12 protein-coding genes are annotated in these 14,285 nt (G+C 44.2%); 5 read left to right on the top strand and 7 right to left on the bottom strand.

Annotation, left to right across the window (positions count from 1 at the left end; translation table 11 throughout):
* Positions 1–30: 30 nt before the first annotated feature.
* Genes yidC through rpmH form a run of 4 tightly spaced genes read right to left on the bottom strand, consistent with a single transcriptional unit; the run spans position 31 to position 2,548 of the window.
* Positions 31–1,740 (bottom strand): membrane protein insertase YidC, encoded by a 1,710-nt coding sequence (yidC, locus tag H6995_15265; GenBank protein MCP5216360.1) that lies wholly within the window; start codon positions 1,738–1,740, stop codon positions 31–33.
* Positions 1,740–2,000: a membrane protein insertion efficiency factor YidD gene (gene yidD / locus H6995_15260; GenBank protein ID MCP5216359.1), complete on the bottom strand. Its 261-nt coding sequence runs from the start codon at positions 1,998–2,000 to the stop codon at positions 1,740–1,742. The genes yidC and yidD overlap by 1 nt, the downstream gene beginning before the upstream one ends.
* Positions 1,993–2,472 (bottom strand): ribonuclease P protein component, encoded by a 480-nt coding sequence (gene rnpA, locus H6995_15255; GenBank protein ID MCP5216358.1) that lies wholly within the window; start codon positions 2,470–2,472, stop codon positions 1,993–1,995. Before rnpA ends, yidD begins: the two co-directional genes overlap by 8 nt.
* Entirely contained in the window at positions 2,414–2,548 is a 135-nt protein-coding gene (gene rpmH, locus H6995_15250) for a 50S ribosomal protein L34 (GenBank protein ID MCP5216357.1), read from the bottom strand. Before rpmH ends, rnpA begins: the two co-directional genes overlap by 59 nt.
* 503 nt (positions 2,549–3,051) lie before the next feature.
* Here rpmH and dnaA point away from each other — a divergent pair.
* The 4 genes from dnaA (at position 3,052) to gyrB (ending at position 9,261) form a co-directional block, all read left to right on the top strand.
* Positions 3,052–4,455, top strand: coding sequence for a chromosomal replication initiator protein DnaA (dnaA, locus tag H6995_15245; protein MCP5216356.1), 1,404 nt, complete (start codon positions 3,052–3,054; stop codon positions 4,453–4,455).
* A 54-nt stretch (positions 4,456–4,509) separates the two neighbouring features.
* Positions 4,510–5,616 carry a DNA polymerase III subunit beta gene (gene dnaN / locus H6995_15240; GenBank protein ID MCP5216355.1) on the top strand — a complete coding sequence of 369 codons (1,107 nt, stop codon included), beginning with the start codon at positions 4,510–4,512 and terminating at the stop codon, positions 5,614–5,616.
* A 100-nt stretch (positions 5,617–5,716) separates the two neighbouring features.
* Positions 5,717–6,802, top strand: coding sequence for a DNA replication/repair protein RecF (gene recF, locus H6995_15235; protein MCP5216354.1), 1,086 nt, complete (start codon positions 5,717–5,719; stop codon positions 6,800–6,802).
* Positions 6,803–6,846: 44 nt separating this feature from the next.
* On the top strand, positions 6,847–9,261 hold the full coding sequence (gene gyrB, locus H6995_15230) for a DNA topoisomerase (ATP-hydrolyzing) subunit B (GenBank protein ID MCP5216353.1): 2,415 nt from the start codon (positions 6,847–6,849) through the stop codon (positions 9,259–9,261).
* 237 nt (positions 9,262–9,498) lie between these two features.
* Here gyrB and gmhB read toward each other — a convergent pair whose 3' ends face one another.
* The 3 genes from gmhB to glyQ are packed head-to-tail and all read right to left on the bottom strand — an operon-like array spanning position 9,499 to position 13,083.
* Positions 9,499–10,041, bottom strand: a complete 543-nt coding sequence (gene gmhB / locus H6995_15225) for a D-glycero-beta-D-manno-heptose 1,7-bisphosphate 7-phosphatase (protein ID MCP5216352.1) — start codon at positions 10,039–10,041, stop codon at positions 9,499–9,501.
* 12 nt (positions 10,042–10,053) lie between these two features.
* Positions 10,054–12,135, bottom strand: a complete 2,082-nt coding sequence (locus tag H6995_15220; GenBank protein MCP5216351.1) for a glycine--tRNA ligase subunit beta — start codon at positions 12,133–12,135, stop codon at positions 10,054–10,056.
* A 3-nt stretch (positions 12,136–12,138) separates the two neighbouring features.
* Positions 12,139–13,083, bottom strand: coding sequence for a glycine--tRNA ligase subunit alpha (glyQ, locus tag H6995_15215; protein ID MCP5216350.1), 945 nt, complete (start codon positions 13,081–13,083; stop codon positions 12,139–12,141).
* Positions 13,084–13,253: 170 nt separating this feature from the next.
* Between glyQ and H6995_15210 the strand changes: the two genes are divergently transcribed.
* The gene (locus H6995_15210; protein ID MCP5216349.1) at positions 13,254–14,156 is read left to right on the top strand and encodes a lysophospholipid acyltransferase family protein; all 903 of its coding nucleotides are present in this window, start codon (positions 13,254–13,256) and stop codon (positions 14,154–14,156) included.
* Positions 14,157–14,285 lie beyond the last annotated feature (129 nt).

Raw genomic sequence — 14,285 nt, 5'->3', positions numbered from 1 at the left:
AAGGCTGAAAGTTATTCCACGATTGCTTGGTTAGTTCTTACCTTTCACACCAGCCAGCTTTTCGATTTGTTTGGTGATCACCCATTGCTGTGCTATTGATAATAGGTTGTTAACCACCCAGTACAAAACCAGGCCAGCGGGGAACCAAAGGAAGAAAAAGGTAAACATGATCGGCATCATCTTCATTACTTTGGCTTGCATCGGATCGGGTGGTTCAGGGTTTAAAGTCTGTTGGAACCACATCGTGGCACCCATAATAATAGGCAGAATAAAATAAGGGTCCTTGACCGACAAGTCATTTAACCAGAGCATGAAGGGTGCTTGGCGTAACTCAACACTTTCCAAGAGTACCCAATAGAGCGCAATAAACACGGGCATTTGCACTAATATTGGCAAACAGCCACCTAAAGGATTAATTTTCTCTTTCTTATACAGCTCCATCATTGCTGTAGACATTTTTTGACGGTCATCGCCAAAGCGCTCTTTCAATCGCTGTAGTTCTGGACCGACGCGGCGCATATTGGCCATTGATTTGTAACTGGTTGCTGAGAGCTTAAAGAAAGCGAGTTTAACGCTCAGTGTTGTGAAGATAATAGCCCAACCCCAGTTTCCGAGGAAACCGTGTAAGGTTGACAATAACCAAAATAGAGGTTGCGCAATAAACCACAACCAGCCGTAGTCTACGGTCAGTTCTAAAGAGGGTGATATATTGCCTAATCGATCCTGAATTTTTGGGCCGACATAGAGTTGGGCGCCAGTTGTACCGGTTTGACCTGCAGGGACAACTAACGCGGGGCTGATCAGGCCGGCAATATTTTCTCCCTGACTATTTTTTCGGGTCTGATAAGTGTGTAGCTGATCTTTATTTGGTACCCAAGCACTGACAAAGTAATGCTGTAATATGGCAATCCAGCCGCCGGTATTTTTTAACTTCAGCGGTTTTTCGGCAAAATCTTCAAAATCCAGCTTTTGATAGCGCTCTTCTGTCGAAGTGGTGGCCGCGCCAACAAAAGATTTCATGCCCATACTGGTGGTTTGGCTGGGATCAGGGCTGTTATCTCGTTTAAACTGGGCAAAAAAATTGGCCTGCCAGCTGGTTTCGGATTGATTATCAATCAAATATTCGAGGTTAATCAGGTACTCACCGCGAGTTAGCCGATAACGTTTGGTTACAGTAACGTTATTTACATCGGTTAATACCAGGTCGACAGTTAATTCGTTGGCGCCCTCAGCTAATTTATATTCGGTTTGTTGCGCTTGATAAACCGGACGGCTGGAGCCACTGGAATCCAAACCGTTGGTTCCGATTAAACCACTTTGTGCCACATAGGTACGTTCTGCGCTGTGTTCTAACAATACAAATGGGTCATTCTTGCGATTTATTATTCTAGGGTAGGCGTTTAAAGCCGCATAGATGATGTCTCCACCAACTGGATTAATATGTAGCGTAAGCACATCAGTAACGACGGTAATGGGGTTTGCGGGTGACAGGGCAGCGGGAGATGCTTTTTCGATAATCGAAGGTACATCTTTTGTGGCCAGATCGGCGCTAGGCAGGTCGGTGTTTCTGGTCGGCAGATCTTGGTCGGGTAAAGCTGAGGGCTGTTCCCGCAACGCTGGAGTGGTTATTTGTGAGTGCGGCGCAGAAATGGGCTGCCCATAGTCCTCATTCCAGGCGAGAACTAATAAATAACTGACTATAGCAAGAGAGGCGATAAGAACTAAACGTTGAGCGTCCATTAGGCATCCGTAGTTGTAGAGCGATGTTGGAAAGAAGGTTTAGGGTTGATATCTGGAACCTGATCGATTCCACCCGAGTGCCAGGGATGACATTTACTGAGGCGCTGTAGGGATAACCAACCGCCACGAAATAAACCAAATCTTGAAATTGCAGTTTCCGCATAACAGGAACAAGAAGGGTAAAAGCGGCAGTTATTGCCAAGCAATGGGCTGATAAGGTATCGGTAGCCTTTTAATAAGCTAATAATGAGTCTACGCATGGGACGCTGCTGCCTTAATCGCGTTCTCTTGACGCACCAATTTGTGCCATTGGCGTTCAAATTCCAGCCTGATTTCTTGGTTACTCAATTTTTCCAGTTCCTTGCGCACCAATATGATGACATCGTAACTAAGCGTCTGATTGCTTAGTGTTCGGAACGATTCCCGGATAACACGTTTGATTCGATTTCGCTGCACGGCTAAGCGCACCTGTTTTTTCGCAATTATAAAACCAATGCGTGGACGCCCTAGTGGGTTAGCGGCAGCGAGCAGTAATATCGCACGTGTCGATGCTTTTAAACTTGATTGGTCGAAAACCCGCTGAAACTCGCGGGCTTTTAGTAGCCGTTGCTGCTTGGAAAAACCCAACCCAGCCATGCAAGAATAGAGTGGTGCCAAATAACCGCTGACGATATTATGCGGACAGTCTTTTGCGACCTTTGGCCCGACGTCGATTGAGTACCAAGCGACCATTTTTAGTTGCCATTCTTGCACGGAAACCGTGATCACGTTTTCGCTTTAAATTACTGGGTTGAAAAGTTCTTTTCATGATAATTTCTCACACAACACTTTGATTGGGCTAATACTGGTATTTTGGGAGGGTGGATTCTAGAGAATTCAGCGCTAATCTGCAATTCATTCCTGCATAAAACTAAATTAATTTTCAACAGTTTAGAGAATTTTCAAGATGTTAATTGGTTAAACTGACGATTAAGTCGCTGTCAATATCAGAATTTCCATTCAACAACGGGGCCGGGGGAACCTGTTAACTTTGTTACTGGCGGAAAGAATTACAAGCCCGGAGGCTCACAGTATGGTAATTTCCAGCCGGGTTGTGCAACCGTCTGATTGTGAAAACGCAATTAACGAGGAACACCGCTGCAACAGTCGCTTAAAGTTCTCAAGCTATTGAATATAAAAGTAATATAAATAGCCTAACCTGTGGATAAGTTTTCGATGAAAGGTTAGAATGCTGGCTTCTAGCGCCAGGCCGTTTTTCAACCATTATTATTGGCGAATTATTATAATCCGATTAAAAAGAGAAAGGGATTCGTGGCTAACACTGTCTGGGCTAAATGTATTGACCATTTGCAGAACGAACTGCCAGCGCAGCAATTTAATACTTGGATTCGACCGCTTCAAACTGAGATTAGCAATAACACGCTAAGGTTACTTGCGCCAAACCGATTTGTCATGGATTGGGTTTCTCAACGCTATTTAAAAAGAATCAATGAGCTTGTCGGTGAGCTAGAAAGTTCTGAAAATCTGCAGGTTGAACTAAGCATAGGGACGCGCAAAAGTGGCGTCAATACAGGTACATTCCAACCGGCACCGAATAATGCTGGCAGCAACGATGAGAAAAATTCCGAAACGTTTGATCGCATTGGCCGGAAAACAAAACAGAAAGAAAGCAACCAAGCGAGAAATATTAAACATCACAGCAACTTAAATCGCAGCTTTACCTTTGATACCTTTGTTGAAGGCAAGTCAAATCAATTGGCCAGAGCGGCTGCGATGCAGGTGGCGGAGAACCCCGGAGGCGCATACAACCCTTTGTTTATCTATGGCGGCGTTGGACTTGGTAAGACCCACCTTATGCACGCTGTGGGTAATTATATGGTCAAGCAGAAACCGGATGCCAAAGTGATTTATCTGCATTCGGAACGGTTTGTCGCAGACATGGTGAAGGCGTTACAAATGAATGCTATCAATGAGTTCAAACGTTTTTATCGTACTGTTGACGCGTTGTTAATTGATGATATCCAGTTTTTCGCCGCAAAGGAGCGTTCTCAAGAGGAGTTTTTCCATACCTTTAATGCCCTTTTAGAAAGCGAACAACAGATGATCTTAACTTGTGATCGCTATCCCAAAGAGATTAATGGGCTGGAGGAAAGACTAAAATCACGTTTTGGTTGGGGGCTGACAGTTGCTGTCGAACCGCCGGAACTGGAAACACGGGTCGCCATTTTGTTAAAAAAGGCAGATCAAGCAAAAATACATCTACCGCGAGAAGCAGCTTTTTTTATCGCACAAAAAGTTAGATCAAACGTAAGAGAGTTAGAGGGAGCGCTTAAGAGGGTGATAGCAAGTGCTCACTTCACAGGTAAGGATATAAACACAGAGTTTGTTAAGGAGTCCCTAAAAGACCTGTTAGCCATCCAAGATAAATTGATCAGTATTGATAACATTCAGCGCACGGTAGCTGAGTACTATAAGATCAAAATGGCGGACATGCTTTCTAAGCGTCGGAATCGTTCCGTCGCAAGGCCCAGGCAGGTGGCGATGACTTTAGCTAAAGAGTTGACCAACCATAGTTTGCCGGAGATAGGTGATTCTTTTGGCGGTAGGGATCATACAACCGTCTTGCATGCTTGCCGAAAAATAGCAGAGCTAAGAGAGACAAATAGCGATATTCGAGAAGACTATAAAAACTTACTGCGACTATTAACAACTTAGAAATTTTTTGAGTTCGTTAATGGTGAAGAAAATTCGAGAGTTGAGGACTGAATTATGAAATTTACCATATCCAGAGAAGCGTTATTAAAACCACTGGCCTTGGTTGCCGGCGTGGTTGAACGTCGACAAACATTACCCGTGCTATCAAATATATTAATGGTTGTGGATGGCGATCAGCTTTCTCTTACGGGCACTGATCTGGAGGTGGAATTGGTGGGTCGAGTGGCGTTAAGTGAGCCGGGGGAGGCAGGTGAAATAACTGTACCGGCGCGCAAAATGATGGATATTTGTAAGACTTTGCCGGATGAATCTGTCATTACGATTGAGCAGGATGGCGACAAGCTTAGTATCAGATCAGGTCGTAGTCGCTTTACGCTGTCAACTTTGCCGGCGATGGATTTTCCAAATGTTGAAGAAAAACCACAAAGCCTCGGATTTACAATCCCCCAAGAATTATTGCGGCATTTGATAGAATGTACCAGTGTTGCTATGGCTCAACAGGATGTCCGGTATTACCTGAATGGGATGTTATTCGAAATCCAAAAAGGTGGCCTGAAAGCGGTTGCGACAGACGGCCATCGGCTGGCGCTCTGTAGCGCCACAGCAGATATTTCAACAGCCGACACACATCAGGTCATTGTCCCCCGTAAAGGCATACTGGAGCTTAGTCGATTGTTGTCTGATGGCGAACAATCAGTAGAGATTAGTATGAGCAACAATCATATAAGAGCAATAACTAAAGACTTCACTTTTACCTCAAAGTTAGTGGATGGTAAGTTTCCAGATTACTCTCAGGTTATACCAAAGGATGGTAATAAAACTTTTATTGCCGATAGAGAGGAGTTTAAGCAGGTTCTTGGTCGGGCGGCAATTTTATCTAATGAAAAGTACAGGGGTGTGCGGTTAATGTTGCAAAAAGACCTGTTGCAGGTTTACGCCAACAATCCCGAGCAGGAAGAAGCTGAAGAAGAAATGAGCGTTGATTTTGATGGAGATAGGCTAGAGATAGGGTTTAATGTGGGCTATTTGTTGGACGTATTGTCGGTCACTAATAGCGAGAAGGTGAAAATGACCTTGTCCGATGCAAATAGTAGTGCGCTGATTGGAGAGCAAAAGGATAATCCTGATTCTATTTATGTTGTGATGCCGATGCGGCTTTAGTTGAATAAATTAAAAGTTATAATATGACAAACTTTTCATGTGCGTGCCCAGTCAATTACTTACGCTATTATCTGCTTAGAAAAAAGTAACCCCAGTATTTATGGCTGTTACCAGGTTGGCAATTACTCACTTACGCAATCTTAATAGTTTAGATATTCGGCTCGATAAAGGTGTAAATTTAATTACTGGCCCTAATGGTAGCGGTAAAACAAGTATTTTAGAGAGTATCTATTTATTAGGGCGAGCACGGTCTTTTGTTAGCAATAAACATACTAGCTTAGTACAAAGGGGAGAAAAATTTTGTACGGTTTACGGCGAAATTCAAACTAATAATGATGGGCTCGTCGTGCCGGTTGGGGTGACTAGAGCTATTGATGGCAAGCAGCAGATTAAAATATCAGGTGATCAGGTTTTTTCAAGTGCTGAATTGGCGCAATTACTGCCTCTTCAAGTGATCAATCCTGGCGCCTTTCGCTTGCTGGAAGGTGGTCCGAAAAATAGAAGGCAGTTTGTTGATTGGGGTGTGTTTCACGTGGAACACTCGTTTATGGGCAACTGGAAGAGGCTAAGCCGCTGCCTTCAGCAGAGAAATGGAATTTTGCGGCAAGGCATGTTTGATGACCAGCTGTTGCGGTCATGGGATAAGGAGTTTGTGGAAAGCTCATTGTTGTTGGCTGCTCAGCGGCAGCGTTACATAGAGCGACTTGAGCCAGTGTTTCAAGACATCCTCGCCAGGGTGTCTGAATTAGAAGATATTTCATTCGGGTTTTATCCTGGCTGGGATGAAGGTCTGGGGCTAGAAGCGGTATTGGCGGATTCTTTAGTGCGGGATAAAAAAGAAGGCTTTACTCATTATGGACCACAGCGAGCAGATTTGAAGGTTAAGCATCTAGGGCTTAATGCTTTCGAAACTCTATCTAGAGGGCAGCAAAAACTGGTTGTTAGTTGTTTGAAAATTGCTCAAGGGCATCTTTTTGCAGAATCGAATGGACGGCCATGTGTTTATTTGGTTGATGATTTGGCCGCCGAGTTGGATGTAAGGCATAGGCAGTCACTCAGTATGCTGCTTTCTGAATTAAATTGTCAGTTGATCGTTACCAGTGTTGAAGAAAGTGATTTTGCTCAATGTTGGAGTGAAAAAAGTATTCGTTTGTTCCACGTGGAACAGGGCAAAATAATCGAATAGTCGGAAGTCGGGGATAACCAGTGGCCCTTTGATTGGAGAAATAAATGAGCATAGAAAATACCTACACCTCATCGAATATTAAGGTTTTAAAAGGTCTTGATGCGGTTCGTAAACGCCCTGGAATGTATATCGGAGATACGGATGATGGGACAGGGCTTCACCATATGGTTTTTGAGTTGGTGGATAACTCAATCGACGAGGCGCTAGCGGGGCACTGTACAGAAATAAAGGTGACAATCCACCCTGACGAATCGGTTACTGTGTCTGATAACGGTCGTGGTATTCCTGTTGATATTCACAAAGAGGAAGGTGTTTCCGCTGCTGAGGTGATTATGACTATCCTGCACGCTGGGGGAAAGTTTGATGATAACAGCTACAAAGTGTCAGGGGGACTACATGGTGTTGGTGTGTCGGTCGTTAATGCGCTGTCTAGCGAGTTAACACTAACCATCCGCAAAGAAGGTAAAATTTATGAGCAGAGCTATAAGCATGGTGTACCGCTTGCGCCATTAGCTCAAATTGGAGATACCGAAAGTACGGGGACACAGGTTCATTTTAAAGCTTCACCAGAAACCTTTTCGAACATTGAGTATCACTTTGACCAATTAGCAAAAAGGCTAAGAGAGCTTTCCTTTTTAAACTCTGGTGTAGCAATAGTATTAAAAGATGAGCGTTCGGGAATTAAAGAAGAGTTTAAGTATGAGGGGGGGCTAAAGGCATTTGTCGAATACCTTAATCAAAACAAAAAACCTATCAATAAAATCTTTCATTTCAGCAAAGCACGAGAAGATGGCATAGTGGTTGAAGTTGCGTTGCAGTGGAATGATGGTTTTCAGGAAAATGTTTTTTGTTTTACTAATAATATCCCGCAGCGTGATGGTGGTGCTCACTTAGTCGGCTTTCGTGGATCATTAACTCGTTCCCTAAATTCCTATATAGAGAAGGAAAGTTTGTTAAAGAAAGCTAAAGTTAGCACGTCGGGAGATGATGCAAGGGAAGGGTTGGTTGCAATCATTTCAGTAAAGGTACCAGATCCTAAATTTTCATCCCAAACCAAAGATAAGCTAGTTTCCTCAGAGGTTAAGTCGGCGGTAGAGCAAGAAATGAATGCGGCTTTAGGCGATTATTTGGCTGAAAACCCCCAGGAAGCAAAAATAGTCGTACAGAAAATGCTGGATGCAGCCAGGGCTCGAGAAGCAGCTCGAAAAGCTCGTGAAATGACGCGCCGCAAAGGAGCGCTTGATATTGCGGGGCTACCCGGGAAACTAGCAGATTGCCAGGAAAAAGACCCAGCATTATCTGAAATATATCTGGTTGAGGGTGACTCCGCGGGCGGCTCAGCGAAACAAGGAAGGGATCGTAAAACACAGGCTATTTTACCGCTCAAAGGTAAAATTCTTAATGTTGAGAAAGCAAGGTATGACAAAATGTTGTCCTCTGCGGAAGTGGGAACACTGATCACAGCCCTGGGTTGTGGTATTGGCAGAGAAGAGTTTGACCCAGATAAGCTGCGTTACCACAGCATTATTATTATGACTGATGCAGATGTTGACGGATCACATATCCGCACCTTACTACTAACTTTTTTCTTTCGACAAATGCGAGAAATTGTTGAAAGGGGTCATGTTTATATCGCACAGCCACCTCTCTATAAGGTTAAAAAAGGTAAGCAGGAACAGTATATTAAGGATGACGAGCAGCTTGACGCCTATATGATTCAAGTTGCTCTAGAAAATGCAGCATTATTTGTTGAGGAAAATGCTCCGCCAATTAGTGGGGAAGGATTGGAAAAGCTGGTGTCAGAATACCGTATGGTATGGCGTACGATTAACAGGCTATCCCGGGTGTATCCGACGCATATCCTTGAATCTATGATCTATCTGGACGAGTTAACAGAACAAACGCTAAAAAATCGCGAAGCGGTGGAGGTGTGGATTAAACAACTGCGCCAGATATTAGAAAAACAAAACTTACCGGTTGAGTATCGCGTCAGCATTACAAACGACACGGAGCGGCATATTTTCCTTCCAGACGTGCAGATGATTCAACATGATTTAACCACGGATTACCCTTTTAGTCATGAGTTCTTCATCTCAAATGAGTACAAAAGCATTAAAAAAATCGGGGTAAGTTTACGTGATCTTATAGGTGAAAATGCCTATATTCAACGTGGCGAACGAAAGCAACAGATTACGGAATTTAAAGATGCGTTAGCTTGGTTGATTAATGAAGCAAAACGGGGATACAACATTCAGCGCTATAAAGGCTTGGGTGAAATGAATCCGGAACAGCTTTGGGAAACGACCATGGATCCCAATAATCGTCGAATGTTGCAGGTAACGATAGAGGATGCTGTGGCTGCGGATCAAATTTTTACGACTTTAATGGGCGATGAAGTGGAGCCCAGACGAGAATTTATTGAAAGAAATGCGTTATCCGTTGCGAATTTGGATTTTTAACGAAATAAAATAATTATTGAGATCAAGTGAAGAGGCAGATCAGATATTGAGGTCGCCTCTTTTTTGTGGGCAATACAAATTAAAAGGCATATAAAAGTATTTTTAATAGCCAAATAGAATTTCTTTTAAAATCAAAGCTTTATATCAAAGCTGTGTTTTTAGAAGTCTTTCATCTAAAGAAAGCTAAGGACAATATGCCTTTAAAGGCAATATTAGGCGATTAGAGAAGCGCTAATACTACCCTAGCCAATGGGTCGAAAAATCCAATAAATCGTCGTATATCGAAACTGAGAGGGTCGTTTTTTTGGCTGTTTTTTGACCATTTCCAGTTTTTACGAGGATTGGTTGGCAACCGCCGGCGATGGCCGCCTCCAAATCTCTAACAGAGTCACCAACAAATGGTACATTTTTTGTATCAATATGAAGAGACTCTGAAATCTGTTGAATGAGTCCGGGTTTTGGTTTACGGCAATTGCAGCCTTCATCAGGGCCGTGTGGGCAATAAAAAATACCGGCGAACTCACCACCATATTTTTTTACGGCATTAATCATCTTTTTATGGATCTGAGCAAGAGTTGCGACATTGTAAAATCCGCGAGCAATACCTGACTGATTGCTGGCGACCACCACTTTAATTCCAGCTTTCGATAGTTTTGCAATGGCTTCTAAGCTGCCAGGAATAGGAATCCACTCATCGGGCGATTTAATATAGTTATCTGAATCAAAATTGATGACGCCATCCCGATCCAGTATTACTAACTGACTTCTCTGAGTGGACATATGTTTTTTGGTTTAACTCGTCTGTAAAAATGAGATATCAGCAACTTCAAAAAATAGAGCACGTAATTTTTGTAAAAGTGCTAACCGATTCAGACGAATGGCATCGTTATCGGCCATCACCATAACGGAATCAAAAAATTGATCGACAGCGGGTCTTAAGTCAGAGAGGCACTCTAGGACAGCACTATAATCCCTATTTAACAGCATGGGAGCTATCATCTGTGCTTTTTCGGTAACGAGCGTCGCTAAGTGTTGTTCAGACTCCTCGCTAAGTAAGTGGGCGCTCACTTCCGTTGTGAGGCTTTCTGTCTCTTGTTTTGCAAGAATATTAGAAACACGTTTATTGGCGGCGGCAAGTGCATCAGCATCGGCTAATTTTGAAAAATGGTTAACCGCATAAATTCTGCGTTGAAAATCTAAAGGTTGGGTGGGACGCCGAGCATATACGGCCTGAAAAATATTGGTAGGGATGCCTTCGTCCTGAAACCAGGCTCGAAAACGATCCAACATAAAATCAAAAATAGTATCTGCTAGATCGTTTGGAATATCGAGATCCTGATAGGTGGCTATAGCTGATTTTATACAGGCTAATAAATCCAGCTCGAGTTGTTTTTCAATGATGATACGCAAAATACCAAGCGCTGCACGACGCAAACCAAAGGGGTCTTTATCGCCAGTCGGCGGTTGTCCGATCGCAAAAAGACCGGCCATTGTATCCAGTTTGTCTGCAATTGAGACGGCGCAACCCTCTAACGAATCGGGTAGCGAATCGCCAGAATATCGAGGTAGGTAGTGCTCAAATATCGCATTGGCGACAGAGTCGTGTTCGTTATCATGATGAGCATATTGTTGCCCCATCAGCCCTTGTAGGTTAGGAAACTCACCAACCATCAAGGTTACCAGATCGGCTTTACAGAGCAGCCCTGCCCGTTCCGCGTGGTTTTGATTCCCCTGAATTTGTTCGGCAAGCTTTCCCGCGAGAATGGCGATGCGTTCAGATTTTTCATGGAGGCTGCCAAGCTTTGACTGAAATACAATATTTTTTAAGGATTCTAAACGATTGGCTAAAGGAGTTTTCCTGTCAGTATCGAAAAAGAATGCGGCATCGGATAGGCGCGGTCTGATTACGCGCTCATTTCCGGCGATAACCTGGGCGGGATCCTTACTTTCGATATTGCACAGGGTAATAAAGTGAGGCATCAGTTCGTTATTTGCATTGACCAGATGAAAATATTTTTGGTGTTCCTTCATGCTGGAGATAAGAGCTTGATCTGGAAGGCGCAAAAACTCTTCATCAAAGCGCCCTATTAAGGCAACGGGCCACTCAACCAGGGCCGTGACCTCGTCTAAAAGATCGGTATCAATTACGGCGCGCCCATTTACATTAGCGGCGATTTTTTGCACCTGCTTTTCTATGCTAGCGCGCCGCTCTTCTAGGTCAACGATGACATATCCAGGATTTCTTAAACGTTCGCGATAATCCCCAGGCGTATCTATTTGAATAGGTTGATAATGGTGAAATCTATGACCATAACTGAAACGAGCGGATTGCTGCCCTAAGATCTCACAGTCAACTACGGCGTCGCCGAATAACATGAGCAGCCAGTGCGTTGGTCGAACAAATTCGATTCGGGAGCTACCCCAGCGCATGCGCTTAGGTATGGGCAGACGGTCAATACTGTGTTGAACAATACCGGGTAGTAACAAGGTAGTTGCTAAACCCTTTTGTTCGGATTGAAACGCGAGTTTGATGCCCCCCTTGCCGGTGTCAACCTGCTGTAATTGATCAACCCTGGTATTGCACTTACGAGCGAAGCCCTCTGCCGCTGGAGAAGGTTCTCCTTGAGCGTTAAAGGCGGCACTTACCGGCGGCCCTAAAATTTGCAAGCGGCTATCTGGTTGATATTCCTTTAGCTCTTTAACAAGGACCGCTAACCGTCTGGGCGAGGCATAGGCTGTTGCGCTGGAGTAATTTAACTGCTTTTCCTGTAGCCCTGATTCAACTCCCTGCAGGAATGCCGCCGCAAGCTGCTTTAGCGCTTTAGGTGGAAGTTCTTCTGTACCAATTTCAACTAGAAAATCTTTAACACTCATGTTCTATGCTTCTTCCTGTGAGTGAGCGCTTACATACTCGGATCGGATAGGTTCGGCCGCCAATGGGAAACCGAGCGCTTTTCGCGTTGTAAAATAGGCTTGCGCTACGGCGCGAGCAAGCGTTCTGACACGCAATATAAAGCGCTGTCGTTCGGTGACGGATATGGCTTGGCGCGCATCCAACAGATTAAAGGTGTGTGAGGCCTTAAGAACATATTCATAGGCGGGTAATGGTAAATTTGCTGAAATTAAAGTACTGCATTCTCGCTCAAAAAAATCGAATTGCTTAAATAATTCCGCAACATTTGCGTGCTCAAAATTAAAACAAGACATCTCAACTTCATTTTGATGAAAGACATCGCCGTACTTAACAGGGCCGTCCGGACCTTCCGTCCAAATAAGATCGTAAACGTTGTTTACGCCCTGTAGATACATCGCAATGCGTTCTAAGCCATAGGTGATTTCGCCGGAGACCGGATAACATTCGAGTCCACCAACTTGCTGAAAATAAGTAAACTGGGTTACTTCCATGCCGTTAAGCCAAACCTCCCAGCCTAGCCCCCACGCGCCCAAGGTGGGTGACTCCCAGTTATCCTCAACAAAGCGTATATCATGAATGCCAGTGTCTATACCTAATTGCTGTAGGGACTCTAGATACAGCTCCTGGATGTTATCAGGTGAAGGTTTTAGCAACACTTGAAATTGGTAATAGTGTTGGAGGCGGTTGGGGTTTTCCCCGTAGCGACCATCGGTGGGACGCCTGCTTGGTTGGACATAGGCTGCGCGCCAATTTTCTGGGCCGATTGCACGTAGGAATGTCGCTGGATGAAAAGTACCCGCGCCCACTTCCATGTCCAAAGGCTGGAGGACAACACAGCCCTGAGAGCTCCAATATAGCTCAAGCGCGTGGATTAATCCCTGGAATGTAATTAACTGCTGAGTTGCCAAATTGTTACCTACGTAATTATGAGTTACTGGATCATTGGAATCCTAAAAAGGGACGCGTAAGTATACAGCCTGTCTGTAAAATTCCAAAAAATCCAGGTAAAAAAAGTAAGTTAGAGCCTTATCGGAAAGTACAGGGTAAAATCGATTACAAGAATAAAAGCCAAGGATTCATGACGACCGTGCAGACGGCCAAAATAACACTTATTAGATTAAGCCTAAAGGTACTCGCTTTGCTTCCGTTGCCGTTAGTGCAAGCAATCGGAACATTTTTGGGACAGTGCGCTTGGTATATGAATAGTCGATCGGCAAAGGTGACCCGGCGTAATTTGCAGCTCTGTTTTCCCGAGATGACAGAAGTCGAGCGGATCAGGCTCGCAAAGGAAAGCTTAATAGAAACCAGCAAAACCATTGTTGAGATGGGTAAAGCCTGGTTGGTAGAGCCGGAAGTTACCCTGGATTACATTAAGAAAGTAACAGAAAAAGGCAATATCGAAGAAACCTTGAGGGACGGTAAAGGGCTTATTACTATCGTGCCACATTTGGGGAACTGGGAAGTATTGAACATCTATGCGGCGAATCGTTTTCCGCTGAATGTGCTTTATCAGCCACCAAAGCTCGTTGAGCTGGATGGATTTGTCCGAGATGCCAGAGCGCGCAGCGGCACCAAGGTTTATCCCACCGATCGCCGTGGTGTTGCGGCAATGCTACAGGCCTTAATCAAAGGAGAAGTCGTTGGTATTTTGCCAGATCAAGAGCCGCCGGAGAATGCGGGTATTTTTTCACCCTTCTTTGGCATTGAGGCTTCGACGATGACGCTATTGTCGAAATTAGCCCAAAAAACCGGTGCACAAGTCGTTAGCGCGTACGCAAAACGACTTCCAAAAGGGAAAGGGTTTGAAGTAATAATTGTGCCGGCCGACCCGGATATTTATTCGAATGATATAAACCTTTCTGTGGCGGCGCTTAATAGAAGTATTGAAGAGTGTATTAAGGACGCTCCCGCCCAATATCAGTGGGAATACAAACGCTTTAAAATCGGACCTAAAGGTAAAACCGGGTACTATCATTTTTGACCACACCGAGGTTAGCCTAAATCTTGTCCTCTATCGCTTATGCTCGCAGTTGAACAGCAAAAGAGGATAGCTTTGTTGTGATTAACGCTGCTATAGTTGACATAATAATTACAAAATGAAAATAAAAAG

Source organism: Pseudomonadales bacterium, assembly GCA_024234615.1.
In the GTDB taxonomy this organism is placed as follows: Bacteria; Pseudomonadota; Gammaproteobacteria; order Pseudomonadales; family IMCC2047; genus JAJFKB01.
This window is presented reverse-complemented; position numbering and strand designations above follow the sequence as displayed.